This is a genomic window from Blastocatellia bacterium, from assembly GCA_035275065.1.
In the GTDB taxonomy this organism is placed as follows: Bacteria; Acidobacteriota; Blastocatellia; order UBA7656; family UBA7656; genus DATENM01.
Genome location: DATENM010000153.1, coordinates 172,713 through 191,447 on the forward strand (window position 1 = coordinate 172,713; position 18,735 = coordinate 191,447).

The following is an 18,735-nucleotide window of genomic DNA, read 5'->3' on the forward strand; positions in this document are numbered from 1 at the left end:
TCAGCGCCTCGGCTTACAGCTTGACCTGTTTGACCGAGATGACGCCGCTCACCTGCTCAAGGCCGCGCTGGCCGGCTTCGTTGAGCGGCTGATCGATCTGTATTAGCGCGATGGCATTTTCGCCGATCTTCTTGCGGCCCAGGTAGAGGCGGCTGATGTTGACCCGCTGGTCGCCGATGAACGAAGCGATGCGTCCCAATACGCCCGGCTCGTCACGGTTGAACAATAAGATCATGTGGCCCATGGGCAGCGCTTCGAGGTTAAAGCCGTTGATGCGCACGATGCGCCCCTCGCGGCGTCCGAACAACGCGCCGGCGACTTCGCTCTCACGCTCAGAGGTCACGGCGCGGACGCGAATCATGCTGGCGAAGTCGCGCGCCTTGCGCGAGCGCGACTCAGTAACCCTGATGCCGCGCTGCTCTGCGACAATGGTGGCGTTGACCATGTTGACGCGCTCGATGACCGGGCTGAGCAGGCCGGCGAGAATCGCTTGCGTGATCGGCTGCAAGTCATGCTCGCTGACTTCGCCGGCGTATTCAATCGCCACTTCGCGCAGGTCATGGCCAAAGACCTGGCCCTGGAACAAGCCAAGCTTTTCGCCAAGCGTGACGTATGGGCCAATGGCGGCCAGCAACTCGGCGCTCATCGCCGGCATATTGACCGCGCCCCGCACCGCTCCATGCTTGAGGTAATCGAGCGCCTGTTCGGCAATCATCGTCGCGACGCCAAGCTGCGCCTCGGTAGTCGAAGCGCCGAGGTGCGGCGTGGCAATCACCTGATCAAAGCTGAGCAGCGGATTGTCGGTAGGGGTCGGCTCTTTCTCAAACACATCGAGCGCCGCGCCCGCGACTTTGCCATTGCGCAAGGCGTCAACTAGCGCCGCTTCGCTGATCAAGCCGCCGCGCGCACAGTTGATCAGCCGCACGCCCGGCTTCATCTTTTCAATGCTCGCCGCGTTGATGAGGCCGCGCGTTTCTTCGGTGAGCGGCGTGTGCAGGGTGATGAAATCGGCGCGCGGATAGAGCTCGTCAAGCGTCGTTATCTCGATGCCGAGGTCGCGCGCCGCTTCCGCCGTAAAGTACGGGTCATAAGCGATGACCGTCATGCCAAAGGCGCGGGCGCGCTCGGCGACCGTCGAGCCGATGCGGCCCAGGCCGATGACGCCGAGCGTCTTGCCCATCAGCTCGATGCCGACGAAGCGCGCCTTCTCCCAGCGGCCCCCTTTAAGCGATGCATCTGCCTGCGGAATCTGCCGCGCCAGCGCCATCAGCAGCGCCCACGTATGCTCGGCGGTGGTCACGGTGTTGCCGGCGGCGGCGTTCATCACGACAATGCCGCGACGGGTGGCTGCCGCTACGTCAATGTTGTCAACCCCGGTGCCGGCGCGTCCGACGACCTTCAAGCGCGCCGCGCGCTCGATCAGCTCTGCCGTGACCCGCGTCTTGCTGCGGACGATGAGGCCGTCATACTCACCGATGATTTCGGCAAGCTCGTCTTTATCCATCGCCGGGCGCTCGTCAACCTGAACGCCGGAGGCGGCGCGCAGAATATCAACGCCAGCCTTTTCCAATCCATCACAAACAAGGATTCGCATAAGTCCACCCAAGGATAAAATTGACGCCGCGCGGGCGTCTTCCAGCAAAGGTGTGATTGTAGCCGAGCGCGCGCGCCTAAGCCAACGTGCCGTTACCGCAAGGCGCTGTTTGCGCGCCGGGTCTGCGCAAGCGTTGACAGTGACGGAAAGCGCCGGATATAATTTGAGACTTTCGTCAAGAGGATTTTTTTGGAGGGAGCTACTGTGGCATACGCTATCGTTCAGTCAGGCGGCAAACAGTTTCGGGTCAGTCAGGGCCAGGTGGTGCGCGTTCCCACTCTGACGGCTGAGGTCGGCGATTCGGTCGAGCTACAAGCGCTGCTCACCGGTGACGGGTCGAGCATCGAGCTTGGCGGCAGCCCGGTGACCGCAACGGTCGTCGAGCATGGCCGCGGCACGAAGATCATCGTCTTTAAGAAAAAGCGCCGCAAGCAGTACAAGAAGACACACGGTCATCGGCAGAACTTCACTGCCGTGCGCATCGAATCAATCGGCGCGCAGAACGAGTCTGAAAATACGGAAGTCCGTAGTCAGGAGTCAGAAGTCAGCAACCCGGACTCCGAATAGGCGAGCGCGCCCTGGCGCGCTTCTCTATTCCGACTCTTGAATTCTGAATTCCGGCTTCACTAGAGGGGTTATGGCACACAAAAAAGGTGTAGGCAGCTCGCGCAATGGGCGCGATTCGAATGCTCAACGACTGGGCGTAAAACGTTTCGGCGGGCAGGCGGTGTTGGGCGGCGAGATACTGGTTCGCCAGCGCGGCACCAAGTTCAAGCCGGGCAACAATGTCGGGCGCGGCTCGGACGACACGCTGTTTGCGCTGGTCACCGGCGTCGTCAAGTTCGAAGAAAAAGGGCGCCGCGGCAAATTCATCAGCGTCTATCCGGCAGAGTAGTGGTCAGTCAGCAGTGGCCCCTGGTCAGGAGCTGGTTTTAATCTGGCCACTGACGACTGACGACTGAATAAAATGCAGTTTTTAGACCGAGCCAGGATCATAGTCAGAGGCGGCGACGGCGGCAACGGAGTGACGGCGTTTCGGCGCGAGAAGTTTGTTCCGCGCGGCGGGCCTTCGGGCGGCGATGGCGGTCACGGCGGCACGGTCTACATGGAAGCCACCGACCAGCTCAACACGCTCCTGCAATTCCGCTTCAATCCCGAATATCGCGGCGGGCGCGGCGCGCACGGCGAAGGCAGCAACCGCCACGGCAAAGACGGCGAAGACGTGATCGTCCTCGTTCCCGCAGGCACGCTGGTCACCGACGCCGAGACCGGCGAACTGATTCACGACTTTTCCACAGCGGGCGAGCGCATCGTGGTGGCGGCGGGTGGGCGCGGCGGGCGCGGCAACGCGCAGTTTGCGACTTCGACGAATCGCGCGCCGCGGTATCACGAGGACGGGCGGCCGGGTGAGAACCGCGCGCTGCAACTCGAATTGAAGCTGATTGCCGATGTCGGGCTGGTCGGCTTTCCGAACGTCGGCAAGTCCACGCTGATCTCGCGCATCTCTGCGGCGCGCCCAAAGATCGCCGACTACCCGTTCACCACGCTCGAACCGAATCTCGGCGTCGTCGCTTTCGGCGATTGGGATTCGTTCGTCGTCGCCGACATTCCCGGCTTGATCGAAGGGGCGCACGCCGGCACAGGTCTCGGTCTGGAATTCCTGCGCCACATCGAGCGCACCAAGCTGCTGCTGCACGTCATCGATGTCTCGACGACGGGGCGCGATCCGGTTGAGGATTTTCTGACCATCAGCCGCGAGCTTGAGTTGTACAATGCCGACCTGCTCGGCAAGCCGCAACTGGTCGCGGCGTCAAAGATGGACGCCCTCGACGAGCCGGAGCGGGTGAGCCGCTTGCGTGAGTTTTGCGACGGGCGCGGGCTTGAGCTGTTTGTCGTCTCAGCCGTCACCGGCCAGGGATTGAAAGAGCTGGTGACCGCGCTCGGCAAGCGCGTCGAAGAGATGCGCCAGGCCGGCGACGTAGTGGTTGCCGACCTATGAGCGAGCGGCGCATCGGAGTTTACGGCGGCACCTTTGACCCGATCCATCAGGGCCACCTCGAAGTCAGTCGCGCCGTGGCTCATCAGTTCGCTCTCGATGAGCTGCTCATCGTTCCGGCGCACCGACCGCCGCACAAGACTTCGCGGGTGATTGCCGACGCTTATCATCGGTATGCGATGGCGGCGATAGCGACGCTCGATGACCAGCGCTTCAAGGTTTCGACCATTGAGCTGGAAGCGCCCGAGCGGCCTTACACGTTCGAGACCCTTGAGCGGCTCCGCGAGCGGTTCGGGCCGCAAGCCAGTCTGCTCTTTGTCATGGGCGCGGATTCGTTCGAGGAGCTACACCTCTGGCGCGAGCCCGAGCGCCTTCTCGACAGCGCCAACATCATTGTGATTACGCGACCGCGCCACGCCATCGGCCTGACACATTTGCCGGCGCGCATTGCCGCGGGACTTATCGATTTGCGCGGCGGTCGCCTGGAAGCGGTGGCGTCGGAGCGGGCCGGCGGCGTCTACCTGACCGATGCGGTGAACATGGACGTTTCCTCAACCGAGATACGGCGCAAGGTGCGCGACGGCGAGCCAATTGACGATGACGTGCCGCCGCGTGTGGCGGATTACATCAGCAAGTATGCACTGTACAGGCAATCATGAGTCGTAAAGCAATCAACGAAGACGCCGTCGAGCGACCGGCGCGGCTGGAAACCGAAGAGGCCGTGATGCTGGCCGCGCACGCCGCCAGCGACCGCAAGGCCGCCGATATGGTCATCCTCGACCTGCGCGACGTGGCGCAATTCACCGAGTATTTTCTGATCTGCACGGCAAACAACTCGCGCCAGGTGCAGGCCGTCACCGACGCCATCGAAGAGAACCTGCGCCAGGCCGGCAAGCGCCCCTCGCATATCGAAGGCTACACGGCGGCTGAATGGGTGCTGCTCGATTACGGCGACTTTATCGCCCACGTCTTCAGCCCGGCGTCGCGGCGCTTTTACGATCTCGAACGGCTGTGGCGCGACGCCAAACAGGTGCCGCTGCCCGCCGACCTGAAGCCGTAAACGCGCGCCGCTGGCCCGGACTCGCGAAAAGCCTTTACTGTTTGCCGTTCATCGTTCATAGTTCATCGGTTGATTTTCGGGCCGCACGACCACAGACTTCGCCCAAAGAGGAACGCGCGTAACACATGAAGCTGGTCACATTATCACTGACGATGCAGAAGGTCGCCGAGCTGGTCGAGCGCGTCGCCGTCGCTGACGCCAATGTCCTGGTGCTCGGCGAATCAGGCGTCGGCAAAGATGCGGTCGCCCGCCTGATCCATGACAAGAGCGGACGCCACGACCGCCCTTACATCAAGATCGATTGCGCGGCGCTGCCCGAAGAACTGCTCGAATCCGAGCTGTTCGGCTACGAGCGCGGCGCATTTACCGGCGCGACCGAATCCAAGCCCGGTCGCTTTGAGGCCGCCGACGGCGGCACGCTCGTCCTCGACGAGATCGCCAGCCTCAGCTCGTCATCCCAGGCGAAGCTGCTGCGCGTCATCGAAGAGCGCCAGTTCGAGCGCCTCGGCGGCAAGCAGAGCATCCGCATTGACGTGCGCATCGTGGCGCTCGCCAACGTCGATATGAAAGCCGCCGTGCGCGCTCATACTTTCCGCAGTGACCTCTATTATCGGCTGGCCGTCGTCACCATCGAGCTGCCGCGCCTGATTGACCGCATCGAAGACATGCCGCAACTGGCCGAGCATTTCGTCCGCGAGTTTGCGGCGCGCGGCGGGCGCGCCGGCATGCATCTGGCGCCGACGACCCTGGCCCTTTTAGAAAGCTACGATTTCCCAGGCAATGTTCGCGAGCTGCGTAACATCATAGAACTTGCGGTGCTCAGGGCCGACCGCGAAGTGATCGAGCCCGAACAATTGCCGGATTACTTGCGCTCGGCAGCGCGACTGATGCAGTCGCGGACGCACAAGCCGTCGCTGGCCGAGCTGGAAGCGGTTTACATCGGCGAAGTGTTAGAGCATACGCGCGGCAACAAGACGCGCGCCGCCGAGATTCTCGGCATCAGCCGTAAGAATCTCTACGAGAAAATGCGGCGCTACAACATCGGCAAGATGAAGGCGAATCACGCCGGGGGATCGTGACGAGTGACGAGTGACATGTGACAAGAAAGAAACAGCAATCCGCTGGCAGTAGACCGTTCTTTGATCTTGTCACTTGTCACTCGTCACTCGTCACCGGTTATGAAGTTGCGATTCGTATGGGTGGGCAAGACGCGACGGGCGCCGATCAGGGAGCTGGTCGAAGAGTACGTCGGGCGCTTGCGGCACTTCGCGCCGGTCGAGATTATCGAGTTGCGCGACCGCCCCGACAGCGACCCGCGCCAGATCATTGAACGCGAAGGCGAAGACATCCTGGCGCGCCTCGGTGACGCAGGGTTTGTCGTCGCGCTTGACGAGCGCGGGCGCGAGATGGATTCGTTCAAGCTCGCCGAGCTGGTTGAAAAGCATCGCGCCACCGGCACCAAGCAGGTGACCTTCATCATCGGCGGGCATCAGGGGTTATCAGAGGCGGTGCGGCGGCGGGCCGGGATGGTGCTGGCGCTGTCGCGCATGACGCTGACGCATGAATTGGCGCGGGTGTTAATAACCGAGCAGGTCTATCGCGCCTTTACGATCCTCCACGACCTGCCGTATCAGAAGTGATGGACGCGCGCCGGCTTGGCGTCGGCGCAGATAAGTACAGGATAGAGGAGGCAGCCTGGAGCTTTTCGGTGGTTGAAAGCTTGATTATTTTTCCAGGAGAATTCGATGGATAAGAAGAGACTGAAACAGTACGAGGCCAAGCTGCTTGAGCGCCGCAACCAGTTGCTTAACATGGTCGAGCGCACAGAGGACTATGGCCGCGAGGCGGATCGCGAAGTCAGCCAGGACCCCGCCGATAAGGCGTCGAACTCATACACCAAGGAGCTGCTCTTCTCACAGAGCACGAACGAACGTAACACCCTGCGGCTGATCGAAGAAGCCCTTAACCGCATCGCCGACGGCGGCTACGGCGAGTGCGTCAATTGCGGCGAAGAGATTCAACCCAAGCGACTCGACGCCATCCCCTGGACGCCGCACTGCATTCGCTGCCAGGAACTGGTCGAGCAGGGGCTCTTGACCGAAAAAGACTAACCGCGGCGCGCCTGCCCGGCATCCCGCCCTCAGGCGCAGCCGACCACAGCAACCATTATTCGCAGTCATCGAATGATTCTTAGAGAACCAAAATGAATCCGCCCGCCGCACAATGATTGGCCCGAAGCCGGCGCGCCCTGTCGCACAGAGAGGGCGCGCCGGCTGGCGAGCACAGGTCGCCAGGGCGCGCCACATTGCGCGCCCGCTTGATTCCTCTTTGATCTTCCCCACACTGACATCCGGCGTGGTCTCTGGCTGCGTCTCAAGATAAGCGGTTTTCAATCCGGTGTAGCGCAAGGCGGTTAGCTTGCGCGAGTCCTGGCGCAAGCTAACCGCCTTGCGCTACATGGCAAACGCAATCGAAAACGGCTCTGGTCACAACGCGATGCGCCTAATCAGTGGCCTTAAAGACGGGCTGACGGCGCTCGCATACCCGGCGCAGTGTCGGGTGTGCGGCGCGATGATTGATCGCTACGATGACGGTGTCGCCTGCAATGCGTGCTGGGCCGACGCCGAAATTACACCGCTGTTTGACGGCGCGCTATGCGGCAAGTGCGGGCACCCGCTTGCGGGGCTCGGCATAAGCGAGCGCGCCTGCGGCGGGCTCGCCACGTCGCTATGCGGGATGTGCGGCGAGCTTGAGTTTACGACGGCGCGCGCCTGCGGCGCTTATTCAGGGGCGCTCGAAGCCAGCATCCTTTTCTTGAAGTCTTATCCGCATCTCTGTCGCCGGCTGCGCCGCTTGATCGCTCAGACCTTTGTCGCGCATCAAGCCGTGCTCGCCGCAGAGGTCATCATCCCGGTGCCGCTGCACCCGAAACGTCAGCGCGAGCGCGGCTTCAATCAAGCCGAGATCGTCGCCCGCGTCATCGCCCGCCATAGCCGCCTGCCGCTGGCGACGCATATGCTAAGTCGCAGCAAACCGACCGAGCGCCACCGCGCCGGACTCGACGCCCGCGACCGCGCCCGCTCCGTCGCTGACGCCTTCCGCGTTATCGAGCGGCGCGCTGTCATCAACGCCTCAATTCTTCTCATAGACGATCTCTTCACGACCGGCGGCACGCTATCGGCGGCGGCCCGTACGCTGATGGACGCCGGGGCGCGGCGCGTCGGCGTGCTGACCGTCGCCCGCGTGGTTGCCGCCGCGCCGGCGCGGCGCGCCCGTTGAGCCTCTTTTTATTTGCCTTTCCTCTTGTGTTTTGCCGCGCGACGTTGTAGAGTGCGCGCAACGAAAAGCCTGGCTTTCTCGGCATCGGGATCAAGAAGCAGCTATCTGGAAACTCAGGAACAGCATGGCCGCCACCGCCGGTCTTTTCGTCAATCCAGGGTAAACAATCTAGAGTGCTCACAAAGGGATAACCTAGCTACCTGTTGAACAGGTATTGAGGAGGACACTATGAAGAAGCTGTTTTTCAGCCGACTGGTGTTGCTGTCATTGATTCTGATGCTCGTGGCGCAAGCCGTTCCGGCGCAGGTCACGACTTCGGGACGATTGTCAGGCGTAGTCACCGACGCACAGGGCGCGCTCATTCCGAAAGCCCAGATCGTCGCCGTCAATGACCAGACCAGAGGCGAGTACAAGACTGTCGCCAACGACGAGGGGAGTTGGAATCTTCCTTCCCTATCCATTGGAACCTACACCGTCACCGTCACGGCTCCGGGGTTCAAGACCACGGTCAACAAAGGGGTAAAAGTTGAGGTCGGGCAGGTGGCCTCGCTCAACACCGTGCTTGAAACCGGCGGCGCTACCGAGCAGGTCGTCGTCACCGCCGCCGGCGAGGTGCTGCACACCGAAAGCGCGACGGTCGCCACGACCCTGAGCGGTCGGCAGATCGGCGAGCTGCCGTTCTCGACTCGTGACGCGCTGACGCTGGTCACGACGCTGCCCGGCGTGTTGACGCCCGACAAGCCGCGCACTTCTTCGATCAACGGCTTGCCCAAGGGCTCGGTCAACCTGACGCTCGACGGCGCCAACATTCAAGACAACTTCTTGAGAAGCTCGGACGGCTTCTTCACCAGCATCCAGGCCAAGTCGGACGCCGTGCAAGAAGTCACCGTGACGACGGCGACGCCGGGCGCAGAGAGCGCCGGCGAAGGCGCCGTGCAAGTCCGCTTTGTCACCAAGAGCGGCTCGCCCGAATATCACGGCGGCACGTTCTGGCAGTACCGCTCCAAGACGTTCAATTCCAACTACTACTTCAACAACATTGACGGGCTGCCGCGCGACGCCTTTGTGCTGCGCCAGTACGGCGGCAACATCGGCGGGCCGATCCTGATTCCGGGGTTGTTGAAGAACCGCGAGAAGGCGTTCTTCTTCGTCAACTACGAGTATTTCGATCTGCCGAACGCCTACGGCTCACTGCTGGTCAACAGCAACATCCTGGTGCTGACCGACGACGCGCGCAACGGCATCTTCACCTATGCCGATCCGGCCGGCGCGGTTCACAAGGTTAACCTCTATCAGATCGCCGGCTCGAAGGGCTTCACCAGCACGCCCGACCCGACAATCGCCAAAGCCTTCGACCTGATTAATGGCTATGTGCATACCGCCGGCGCGCTCACCAGCCGCGTCCCTCTAGGGGACTACAACCGGCTCGATTACCAGTTCCAGGACCCCGGCCTGAACAAGCGATGGTTCCCGACCGCGCGCTTTGACTGGAACATCACGGCCAAGCACCACGCCGAATTCATTCACAACTACCAACACTACTTCTCGCTGCCCGATGGCGTGAACGGCCAGATCAACGTCTATCCCGGCAGCGGCATCGTCGTTGGTCACCCGGGGCAGACCGGCTCGGTCCACCGCAACACCTTCTCGTTCGTCGCCGCCGAGCGCTGGACGATCAACGAGCGGCTGGTCAACGAGCTCCGCGCCACTTCGTCTGGCAACGGCACCAGCCTCTTCTTCCAGGAGTTCGACCCGCGCCTGTATGACTTCTGGGGCGGCTACGCGGTGGCGAGCGGCACGTCGTTTGGCGGCGCGCTCGGCGGCGCGTTCTACAACCGCCGTTCGCAGTCGCGGCGCAACACGCCGGTCAAAGGCTTGAGCGACAACCTGACGATGCTGCAAGGCACGCACACGCTCAACCTGGGAGTCGCCTTCACGCGCGTCGCCGCCTTCAACCAGGGCGTCGACACGCAGGTCATCCCGCGCATCAACCTCGGCCTGGCGTCGGGCGACCCGGTCAATACGGGCTCGACCTCGATCTTCACGACGGCCAACTTCCCCGGCTCGACCTCGGCGCAGCGGACGCTGGCCGGCACGCTCTACGCCGTGCTGACCGGGCGCGTCAGCTCGATCAATCGCTCGGCCTCGTTCGACGGCCAGAGCTTTGATTTCAAACCGCTCAACGAGTACAGCCACCAGCAAGAGTACGCGATCTATGCGCAGGATTCGTGGAAGCTGAGGCCGAACCTGACGCTGAACTATGGCCTGCGCTGGGAGATCGATCCGTCGCCGCTCAACGACAATCACGTCTATACGCGGGTCGGCATCGAAGGCATCTTCGGCGTTTCCGGCGACGGCAACCTCTTTAAGCCGGGCGTCTTCACCGGCAAGCCGACCGCCTTCCGCTTGCTTGAGCCGCAAGAGAAGGCCTTCGTCACTCGCCACAAGGACTTCGCGCCATCGGTCGGCGTGGCCTGGAGTCCTGAGTCGAGAAGCGGGCTGCTCGGCAAGCTCTTCGGCCAGAACGGCAGAACCGTCTTGCGCGGCGGCTATTCAATCGCCTACACGCGCGAAGGCTTCAACGCCTACGAGGCGATGTTCGGCTCCAACGACGGGCCGAAGATCACGCTCGACGTCAGCCCGTCGATCTCGCCCGACATCTTCACCGCGGGCGGCGTGCTCTTCCGCAACGGCAACTTCCCGATCCGCCAGCCGCCCGCCGACACCAGCCGCTTCCCGCTGATACCGGGTGCCTTCAGCGGCACCAGCGCCAACGACTTCGACCCCGGCCTCAGGCCCGGCTACACGCAGTCGTGGACGTTCGGCCTCCAGCGCGAGCTGGACAAAGCGACGGCGGTCGAGGTGCGCTACGTCGGCACGCACGGCACGCACCTGTGGCGGCAGATGGACTACAACGAGGTCAACATTTTCGAGAATGGTTTCCTCGACCAGTTCAAGGCCGCGCAGAACAACCTGGCGATTTTCGCCAAGGCGAACCCGGGCTGTGTGATTCTCGAAAAAGGCCCGCTGAAGAGCTACGTTTCCGGCACCTGCAACTATGGCAACACGGGGCTGCCGGGCCAGGTCAACGTGCCGCTGATCACGACCGCCATCGGCTCGTCAACCGACCAGACGACGACGATCCGCTTGCTCCAGGGGCAGGCCGGCAACCTGGCCAACGACATTGCCTCGACGGCGTCGCGCATGACCAACCTGATGAACGCCTCGTTGATTCCCTTCACGACGTTGGCGAACGGCCAGCGGGTGTCGAACTTCTTCATCGTCAACCCGCAGACGACCGCCGGCGCTTTCGTGATGACCAACGGCATCAACACGACCTTCAACGCGCTGCAAATCGAGCTGCGGCGGCGGCTGTCCGCCGGCCTGCTGGTGCAAGCCAGCTATCAGTACGCCAAAGCGCTGTCGAATTCCTACAGCAGCTCTGCGACCGTCTTCAGCAATCCGCGAACGCTGCGCGACCAGGGGCTAGACAAAGCCGCCTCGCCGTGGGACATTCGTCACTCGTTCAAGGTTGACTGGATTTACGAATTGCCGGTCGGGCCGGGCAAGCCCTTCCTGGCGACCAACAACCCTGTCCTCGGTCGCCTGCTCGAAGGCTGGCAGTTCGGCGGCGTCGCCACCGTGCAGTCCGGGCCTTCGACGCTGCTGCAAAGCGGTCGCTACACCTATGACCAGAGCGTTGCCGGCAACACGCCTGACGCCGGCCTCGTGCTGCACAATATTTCGCTCAAACAGCTACAGGACATGGTCAAGATTCGCAAGACGACCAACCCTGTGACTGGCCGCGGAGTGGTCTACTGGCTGCCGCAAGCGCTGATCGACAACACGCTGGCGGCGTTCGAGCTCGGCGGCAAGACGCTGAAAGACCTCGACCCGAACGCGCCCTACCTCGGGCCGCCGACGACGCCCGGCGAGCTCGGCGACCGCCTCATCCTTTACGGGCCGATGACGGCGCGCTTTGACCTCAACATCGTCAAGCGCATCCACGTCACCGAGAAGACGAGCTTCGAAGGCCGCGTGCAGTTCCTCAACGCCTTCAACCGCCCGAACTTCTTCATCGGCGACCTCGGCAGCACCAATGACCCGCGGCACATCGTCTCGGTCAACTCTGACCAGTTCGGCCAGACGCGCGCCGCTTACCGCGATCCGACGGTGTCGGGAACGAACGATCCCGGCGGACGCCTGATCGAGTTCCAGTTGCGATTCAAATTCTGAGCTGTTTGTATCGCAGCGCGAATTCACTCCAGAGCCCCGGTTGTTACGGCAACCGGGGCTTTTTTGCTTTTTATGGCAGCCCGCCTTAGCGCGCCTTACCGCCGATGCGTTTGACACTGCCGTTTGGCGGCCTCTACAATTTTTTGTTGCGAGGTGCGGACGCGAGGATGTCGAAGAGCGCATTGATATTTTCATTCGCGATTGCTATTCATTTTTATGACTTCATTGATCACACCGCCTGACCAGGCCGCCCCGACAGCAACCCCGGACGAATCGTTTCTGACCCGCGGCGTGCAGAAGATGACCCTCGCGAACGGTCTCACGGTCATCACCAAAGAGCAGCACGACAAGCCTGTGGTCGCGACGATCATCTGGTATCGCGTCGGCTCGCGCAACGAAGAGCTGGGACAGACCGGCAAGTCGCATTTTCTTGAGCACATGCTTTTCAAAGGCACGGAGAAGTACGCCAAGGGCGAGATCGATCTGCTGACGCTCAAGAACGGCGGCGCCAACAATGCCTTCACCTGGCTCGACTTCACCGCTTATTTCTTCACCTTTGCCGCCGACCGCTGGCAGACGGCGCTGGAAATCGAAGCCGACCGCATGCGCAACACCAGCTTTGCCGAAGAAGAGTTCGCCTCCGAAAAACAGGTAGTCGAAGAAGAATTGCGCATCGGCCTGGACGGGCCCTGGGAGGTGCTGGAAAACGAAGTCTGGGCCACAGCCTTCCGCCAGCATCCTTACCACTGGCCGACGGTCGGCTGGCTCGATGACCTGGAAGCGGCCACAGGAGCCGACATGAAGGCGTATTACGACAAGTGGTATCATCCGCGTAACGCCACGCTGGTCATCGTCGGCGACTTCAACAGCGAAGCCGCGCGGGCGCGCATCGAAGAGTTGTTCGCGGCGATCCCCGCCGGGCCTGAGGCGCAAGCGCTGCGCATTCACGAGCCGCCGCAGCGCGGCGAGAAGCGCGTCGTCGTCAAGAAAGCGACGCCCGTCGAGCGCCTGCTTATCGCTTACCACGCGCCGCCGGTCGCTCACTCAGACGCTTACGTCATGCAAGTCGTCGAAGCGATGCTATCAACCGGCAGGTCGTCGCGGCTTTATCAGCGGCTGGTCGAAGGTGATCAATCGGTGACTTCGGCGAGCGCCAACTTTCACGATCACATTGACCCCGCGCTCTTTTATTTCAAGGCCGAGCTGAAGCCCGGCTTCGCGCTCAGTGATGTCGAAGGCGCGATCTATGACGAGCTGGATCGGCTCAAACGTGAGCCCGCCGCTGAAGCCGAGCTAGAGAAAGCGCGGCGGCAGATCGAGGCCGATCTCGTCATGAGCCACGAAGAGCCCTTGCAACAGGCCATGCTGTTGGGCCAGTACGAGACCATCGCCAGCGACGAGCGCATCCCGGAAGACGAGCGCGGCTATCGTTACCTGGACACGCTGATTGCGCGTATCCGCGCCGTCACCGCCGAAGACGTGATGCGCGTCGCCAGCCACTATTTCACCGCAGACAACCGCACGGTCGGCTACATGGTTGATCCGGCAAAGGAGCAAGCGATTGCCGCCGACTAGCACACAGTCCGCGACGCGACCGCGCCTCGACGTCGAGCGCCTGGAGCTGGCCAACGGGCTCGTCGTCTTGCTGTCTGAAAATCATGCGACGCCCGCGGTCGCCATCAAGGCGGTCGTCGCCGCCGGCTCGCGCTATGAAACGGACGAGCAGGCGGGCCTGGCATCGCTTGTCGGCGAGATGATCGATGAAGGCACGACGACGCGCAGCGCCCGGCAGATCGCCGAAACCATCGAAGCCGTCGGCGGCAAGCTCGGCACCTATGGCGATTATCAGGAGAGCGGGGTCGTCGCGATGTTTCTGTCACAAGACCTCGGGCTCGGCCTGGAGATCACCGCCGACCTGTTGATGAACGCGACCTTTCCCGAAGACAAGGTGCAACAGCAACGCGCACGGCGGCTGGCACAGCTCAAGAGCCGCCTGGACCTGCCGCGCACGCTGGCTTCCGACATCTTCAACGACATCGTCTTCAGCGGCACGCCGCAGCACCGCCCGGCGGTCGGCCACGAGGCGACGGTCAAGAACCTGACGCGCGGCGACATGGCGGCGTTTTATCACCGCTTCTACACGCCGAACAATACGCTGCTCGCCATCGTCGGCGACATCGATAAAGCCGCGGTGCTGGCCCAGGTCGAAGCCGCCTTCGGCGCGTGGCCGGCGTCGGGGGCGCTGGCCCTGCCCGCGGTCGAAAAGCCCGCGCGCCAGCATCAGGCCATCGAGCGATTCATCGCCGTGCCCAAGGAACAGGTCAACATCTTCATCGGCCACGGCGGCATCGAGCGGCGTAACCCGGATTACTATACGCTGCTGGTGCTGGACACGATCTTAGGGTCAAGCCCCGGCTTCACCTCGCGCATCCCGCGCATCCTGCGCGATGAGATGGGCCTGGCCTATACGACTTACAGCAACATCACGTCGAGCGCCGGCCTTGATCCGGGCCGCTTCGTCGCCTACATCGGCACCTCGCCCGACAACTTGCAACTGGCGCTGGCCGGCCTGCGCAACGAGATCGAGCGCATCGTCAAAGAGCCGGTGACGAGCGAAGAAGTCGAGCTGGCGGCGGATTATCTCACCGGCAGTTTTGTCTTCCACTTTCAAAAGAGCTTGCAGATTGCCGACTTTCTTGCCGACGCCGAAACCTACGGCCTGGGGTTCGATTATCTCGAACGCTATCCGCAACTGATTCGCGCCGTCACGGTTGAAGACGTCTGGCGCGTGGCGCGCGCCTACATCGACCCCGAACACCTGACGACAGTGGTTGTCGGCCCGCTGGCTGAAACGTAAGCCCGACATTAGAGGGAGGCGAAGATGTGCGCCTGCTCCGTGTGCCCCGAGTAGACCAACCGTCGAAGGATAATTCATGAGAGCGAATGATTCATTGAAACGCGCGTTGACGGCAACGCTGCTTGCGGTGTGGCTGGCCGTCGCGGTGGCCGCGGCGAGCCTGCCGCTGCCGTCGCGCGAAGAACTGAACAGCATCACGGCCCGCGACCTGAAAAAGCATTTGAGCTTTCTTGCCTCCGATGAGCTAGGCGGGCGCTTCACGCTCAGCCCCGGCAACCGCATCGCGGCGCGCTATCTCGCCTCGCAGCTCGAATCGTTCGGTTATCGCGGCGGCGCGCGCGATGGCTCTTACTTTCAGAAGGTGCCGTTAAGCTATCGCAGCGGCGACCCGGCAAGTCGTGTCACCTTCACCGCGCCGGGGCAGACGATGGAACTGAAGCTTGGCGATGACTTCCTCATGTCGCCGGCGGTTGACGCCAGCATCGCGGGCGATCTGGTCTTTGTTGGCTATGGCATCTCGTCGCCGGAGAATAAGCATGACGATTACGCCGGCCTCGACGTCAAAGGCAAGATCGTCGTGCTGATTGCCGAAGACATGCCCGAAGCCCTCAACGGCGTGACGATCAGCGACGAAGAAAAAGGCGAGCGCGCCGCCATGGCCCATGGCGCAATTGGCGCAATCGGCATCCTGCCAAAGCCGATGATCGCCGAGTGGAACCAGATGAAAGCCTTTCTGGGTCACCCCGACCAGCTTGGCCTGCCGCCGCTGCCGACGGCCGAGGGCAAACCCTTTCCATCGATTGCCGCCGGGCCGCTGCTGATCAACGCCATCGCCAAAGCGATGGGCAAAGAGCCATCTTACTTGCAGCCGTCGGGCAAGGCGGCGCCGCCGATGGCCGTGCCGGCGCATACGGATGTCAAGCTGAAGGCCACGGTTAAAGAAGCGCCGCCGGCACAGAACGTCGTCGGCATCCTCGAAGGCGCTGACCCGAAGCTGAAAGACGAATACGTTGTCTTCAGCGCCCACTACGACCATTTAAAGACGACGGACAACGGTGAAGTCTACAACGGCGCCGACGATGACGGCTCAGGCACGGTCTCGGTCTTAGAGATTGCTCAAGCGTTCACCGTTGGCCCGCGCCCGCGGCGCAGCATCCTCATCATCTTCCACACAGGTGAAGAGCTGGGGCTGTTCGGCTCGGAATATAATACGGATTACGCGCCGGTCATCCCGATGGCGCAACTGGTCGCCGACTTCAATATAGACATGATTGGTCGCACCAAACCCGACGGCGACACAGACCCGCGTGACCGCGAGCTTTCAGATAAAGACACGGTTTATTTGATCGGCTCGGACAAGTTGTCGAGTGAGCTGCACAGGCTGAGCGAGGCGACCGACAACGAGATGGCGCACCTCAAATTCGATTATCGCTACAACGACGAGAAGCACCCGGAGCGACTCTATTACCGCTCGGATCATTACAACTACGCCAAGCATGGCGTGCCGGTGATTTTTTATTTCACCGGACTGCACCGCGACTATCATCGCACGACCGACGACGTCGACAAGATTGACTTCGAGAAGATGGAGCACATCGCCCGCATGGTCTTTGCGACAGGCTGGCGCGTGGCCAATCTCGATCACCGCGTCGTCGTGGATAAAGCGGCGGCGCGCTCGGCGGCCAGATAGTGGCAATGGCGGCTGAGCGCCGCCGCCATTGCCACATCAGTCTTCGACGCGCTCAAGGTCGCGGTTTGCCGGCCCGTTGATCACCCGCCCGTAACGGTCATAGCGCGAGCCATGACACGGACAATCCCAGGTCTTTTCCAAGCCGTTCCAAGCGACGATGCAGCCGAGGTGTGGGCACACGGCTGAACGCTCATGTAACACCCCTTGCTCGTCGCGGTAGGCCGCGACCTTCTTAAGGCCGCGGCGGATGATCGCGCCTTCGCCTACGGCAACGGCTTCGTCGGTGCCGAGGTCGCCGCCGCTCAAATAGTCCTCGACGTACTGTGCGGCGACGTTGACATTCTCTTTAGCGAATTCAAGCGCCGCGCCGAGCGTCTTGCGCGAAGGATCGTAAAGCGTCGCCCACTCAGAGTCCCGCCCCATAATCAGATCGGTGATCAGCATGCCGGCAATCGTGCCATGCGTCATTCCCATGCCTGAATCGCCGGTGGCGATATAGACGTTGCGCGGGTCGCCGGGGTTGCGGCCGATGAAGGCGACGCCATCCACAGGCTCCATCACCTGACCCGACCAGCGAAAAACGACCTCTCCCACATCAGGGAAGCGTTCGCGCGCCCAGGCTTCGAGTCGCGCGAGCCGCTGGTCGCCATCGTCCGCCTGTCCGCTCTTGTGGTCTTCGCCGCCGACGATGAGGATGTCATCACTATTGCCATCCCCGCCGTCAAGGCTCTGCACTCTGACGTAGTGATAGGGGTCGAGCGTGTCCCAGTAGAGCGCCCGTGTGACCGAGCCGCGCGCCACGCGCACGCCGATGACGTAAGTGGTATACGGGGCCTGCTTGGTGTGAATCGTCACCAGATCGTTGATCGGGGTGTTTGTCGCAATAACAATCGCTTCGGCGGTGACGACATAGCCATCGCTGGTTTCGACTCGCGCCTGCGCGCCGCCTTCCATGCGGCTCGCATGAGTTTGAGTGAACAGGCGTCCGCCGTTCCGCTCAATCGCGCGGGCCAGGCCGGCCAGATACTTTAAGGGGTGGAATTGCGCTTGCCGTGGAAAACGCAAGCAGATGCCGGTATCGAAAGCGTCAAGCGGGGCGCGCGCCACCTGCTCGACCTCGACCAACCCGGCGCGATGCGCGGCTTTCAGCTCACGTTCCAGCACCTCTTTCGATTCGCCGGGCGGGACAAACAGGTAGCCATTAAGCCGCTCGAAATCACATTCGATTCCCTCCTCCGCGACGATGGCTTCGATACGATCAATGGCCGCCGTGTGACTATCGGCGGCGAGCCGCGCCCCCTTTTCTCCATGCAGGCGCTCGATTTCGAAATAGCGGTCGTCAATGGCGTTAGAGAGGTGCGCCGTGGTGCGCTCAGTCATGCCGCCGCCGATGCGTCCATCATCGAGAACGACGACGGCGCGGCCTTCGCGCGCTAACAGGTAAGCGGTCGTCATGCCGGCGATGCCGGCGCCGACGATGCAGATATCCGCATGGATGTTTTCGGTGAGCGGAGGCCGCGCAGGCACTTCCGCCGTCGCCATCCAGATCGAAACCCTCACTCCAGAATCGCTTGTCATTTTCCTCTGCTCCCCATTAGTGATCTGCCCGGCCACCGATGAATTCGTCAGTCAAACGGGCGATGTCGCGGACGCGCGTCCGGTTCAGGTGGTTGTCGTTCGGATTGTGAGCGGTGGCACGGTTTGGGACTCAATCTCCGCAATTCATCTGCTGGTCGTGTCCACTTGCGGCCTTCGGTCATGGCTTTTGGCCATTGTCTTATTAGTACATCAGCCGGATCGAAGTGTCAAAATTATCGGCGCGCCAGCTGGAACGCTCAAAGGCAGGTTTCCCGATGGCGCGCGCCGGTTCCGGCTGCCAGATTCTTCATCCACGTGCTACGGAAAGGCTGCGCCCGGCGGTACAATTACTTCAAAAGCCTCAAAAACTCTTCATTTTTGACGCTGGGGCTGTGGCACCCGCATTGCCTATGGATCAGCGATGATTCGCGGCTCAAGAAAGCGT

Annotated in this window: 15 protein-coding genes; 13 read left to right on the forward strand and 2 right to left on the reverse strand. The window is 62.1% G+C overall.

What is annotated here, in order from left to right; translation table 11 throughout:
- Positions 1-13 precede the first annotated feature (13 nt).
- On the reverse strand, positions 14-1,594 hold the full coding sequence (serA, locus tag VJ464_28780; protein HKQ09153.1) for a phosphoglycerate dehydrogenase: 1,581 nt from the start codon (positions 1,592-1,594) through the stop codon (positions 14-16).
- 204 nt (positions 1,595-1,798) lie between these two features.
- Here serA and rplU point away from each other — a divergent pair, with 204 nt between their 5' ends.
- The 13 genes from rplU (at position 1,799) to VJ464_28845 (ending at position 16,712) form a co-directional block, all read left to right on the forward strand.
- Positions 1,799-2,161, forward strand: a complete 363-nt coding sequence (rplU, locus tag VJ464_28785) for a 50S ribosomal protein L21 (protein HKQ09154.1) — start codon at positions 1,799-1,801, stop codon at positions 2,159-2,161.
- A 70-nt stretch (positions 2,162-2,231) separates the two neighbouring features.
- Complete coding sequence (rpmA, locus tag VJ464_28790) at positions 2,232-2,489, forward strand: 50S ribosomal protein L27 (protein HKQ09155.1); 258 nt, start codon at positions 2,232-2,234, stop codon at positions 2,487-2,489.
- 72 nt (positions 2,490-2,561) lie between these two features.
- Positions 2,562-3,593 carry a GTPase ObgE gene (gene obgE / locus VJ464_28795; GenBank protein HKQ09156.1) on the forward strand — a complete coding sequence of 344 codons (1,032 nt, stop codon included), beginning with the start codon at positions 2,562-2,564 and terminating at the stop codon, positions 3,591-3,593.
- Complete coding sequence (nadD, locus tag VJ464_28800; GenBank protein ID HKQ09157.1) at positions 3,590-4,249, forward strand: nicotinate-nucleotide adenylyltransferase; 660 nt, start codon at positions 3,590-3,592, stop codon at positions 4,247-4,249. Before obgE ends, nadD begins: the two co-directional genes overlap by 4 nt.
- Positions 4,246-4,650, forward strand: a complete 405-nt coding sequence (gene rsfS / locus VJ464_28805) for a ribosome silencing factor (GenBank protein ID HKQ09158.1) — start codon at positions 4,246-4,248, stop codon at positions 4,648-4,650. The genes nadD and rsfS overlap by 4 nt, the downstream gene beginning before the upstream one ends.
- Positions 4,651-4,775: 125 nt before the next feature.
- A complete protein-coding gene (locus VJ464_28810) occupies positions 4,776-5,729 on the forward strand; it encodes a sigma-54 dependent transcriptional regulator (GenBank protein ID HKQ09159.1) in 954 nt (317 codons plus the stop codon).
- Positions 5,730-5,828: 99 nt separating this feature from the next.
- A complete protein-coding gene (locus VJ464_28815; GenBank protein HKQ09160.1) occupies positions 5,829-6,290 on the forward strand; it encodes a 23S rRNA (pseudouridine(1915)-N(3))-methyltransferase RlmH in 462 nt (153 codons plus the stop codon).
- 105 nt (positions 6,291-6,395) lie between these two features.
- On the forward strand, positions 6,396-6,761 hold the full coding sequence (locus VJ464_28820) for a TraR/DksA family transcriptional regulator (GenBank protein ID HKQ09161.1): 366 nt from the start codon (positions 6,396-6,398) through the stop codon (positions 6,759-6,761).
- 307 nt (positions 6,762-7,068) lie between these two features.
- Positions 7,069-7,929 carry a double zinc ribbon domain-containing protein gene (locus tag VJ464_28825; GenBank protein ID HKQ09162.1) on the forward strand — a complete coding sequence of 287 codons (861 nt, stop codon included), beginning with the start codon at positions 7,069-7,071 and terminating at the stop codon, positions 7,927-7,929.
- 228 nt (positions 7,930-8,157) lie between these two features.
- Entirely contained in the window at positions 8,158-12,165 is a 4,008-nt protein-coding gene (locus VJ464_28830; protein ID HKQ09163.1) for a carboxypeptidase regulatory-like domain-containing protein, read from the forward strand.
- A 216-nt stretch (positions 12,166-12,381) separates the two neighbouring features.
- Positions 12,382-13,740, forward strand: coding sequence for a pitrilysin family protein (locus VJ464_28835; protein ID HKQ09164.1), 1,359 nt, complete (start codon positions 12,382-12,384; stop codon positions 13,738-13,740).
- Positions 13,727-15,022 (forward strand): pitrilysin family protein, encoded by a 1,296-nt coding sequence (locus VJ464_28840; protein ID HKQ09165.1) that lies wholly within the window; start codon positions 13,727-13,729, stop codon positions 15,020-15,022. Before VJ464_28835 ends, VJ464_28840 begins: the two co-directional genes overlap by 14 nt.
- 76 nt (positions 15,023-15,098) lie before the next feature.
- Positions 15,099-16,712: a M28 family peptidase gene (locus tag VJ464_28845; GenBank protein ID HKQ09166.1), complete on the forward strand. Its 1,614-nt coding sequence runs from the start codon at positions 15,099-15,101 to the stop codon at positions 16,710-16,712.
- Positions 16,713-16,748: 36 nt separating this feature from the next.
- Here VJ464_28845 and VJ464_28850 read toward each other — a convergent pair whose 3' ends face one another.
- Entirely contained in the window at positions 16,749-18,290 is a 1,542-nt protein-coding gene (locus tag VJ464_28850) for an FAD-dependent oxidoreductase (GenBank protein ID HKQ09167.1), read from the reverse strand.
- Positions 18,291-18,735: the final 445 nt, after the last annotated feature.

Coding starts and splice junctions, on each gene's coding strand:
- serA (HKQ09153.1), bottom strand. CDS start 1,594: ATGCGAATCCTTGTTTGTGATGGATTGGAAAAGGCTGGCGTTGATATT.
- rpmA (HKQ09155.1), top strand. CDS start 2,232: ATGGCACACAAAAAAGGTGTAGGCAGCTCGCGCAATGGGCGCGATTCG.
- obgE (HKQ09156.1), top strand. CDS start 2,562: ATGCAGTTTTTAGACCGAGCCAGGATCATAGTCAGAGGCGGCGACGGC.
- nadD (HKQ09157.1), top strand. CDS start 3,590: ATGAGCGAGCGGCGCATCGGAGTTTACGGCGGCACCTTTGACCCGATC.
- rsfS (HKQ09158.1), top strand. CDS start 4,246: ATGAGTCGTAAAGCAATCAACGAAGACGCCGTCGAGCGACCGGCGCGG.
- VJ464_28810 (HKQ09159.1), top strand. CDS start 4,776: ATGAAGCTGGTCACATTATCACTGACGATGCAGAAGGTCGCCGAGCTG.
- VJ464_28815 (HKQ09160.1), top strand. CDS start 5,829: ATGAAGTTGCGATTCGTATGGGTGGGCAAGACGCGACGGGCGCCGATC.
- VJ464_28820 (HKQ09161.1), top strand. CDS start 6,396: ATGGATAAGAAGAGACTGAAACAGTACGAGGCCAAGCTGCTTGAGCGC.
- VJ464_28830 (HKQ09163.1), top strand. CDS start 8,158: ATGAAGAAGCTGTTTTTCAGCCGACTGGTGTTGCTGTCATTGATTCTG.
- VJ464_28835 (HKQ09164.1), top strand. CDS start 12,382: ATGACTTCATTGATCACACCGCCTGACCAGGCCGCCCCGACAGCAACC.
- VJ464_28845 (HKQ09166.1), top strand. CDS start 15,099: ATGAGAGCGAATGATTCATTGAAACGCGCGTTGACGGCAACGCTGCTT.
- VJ464_28850 (HKQ09167.1), bottom strand. CDS start 18,290: ATGACAAGCGATTCTGGAGTGAGGGTTTCGATCTGGATGGCGACGGCG.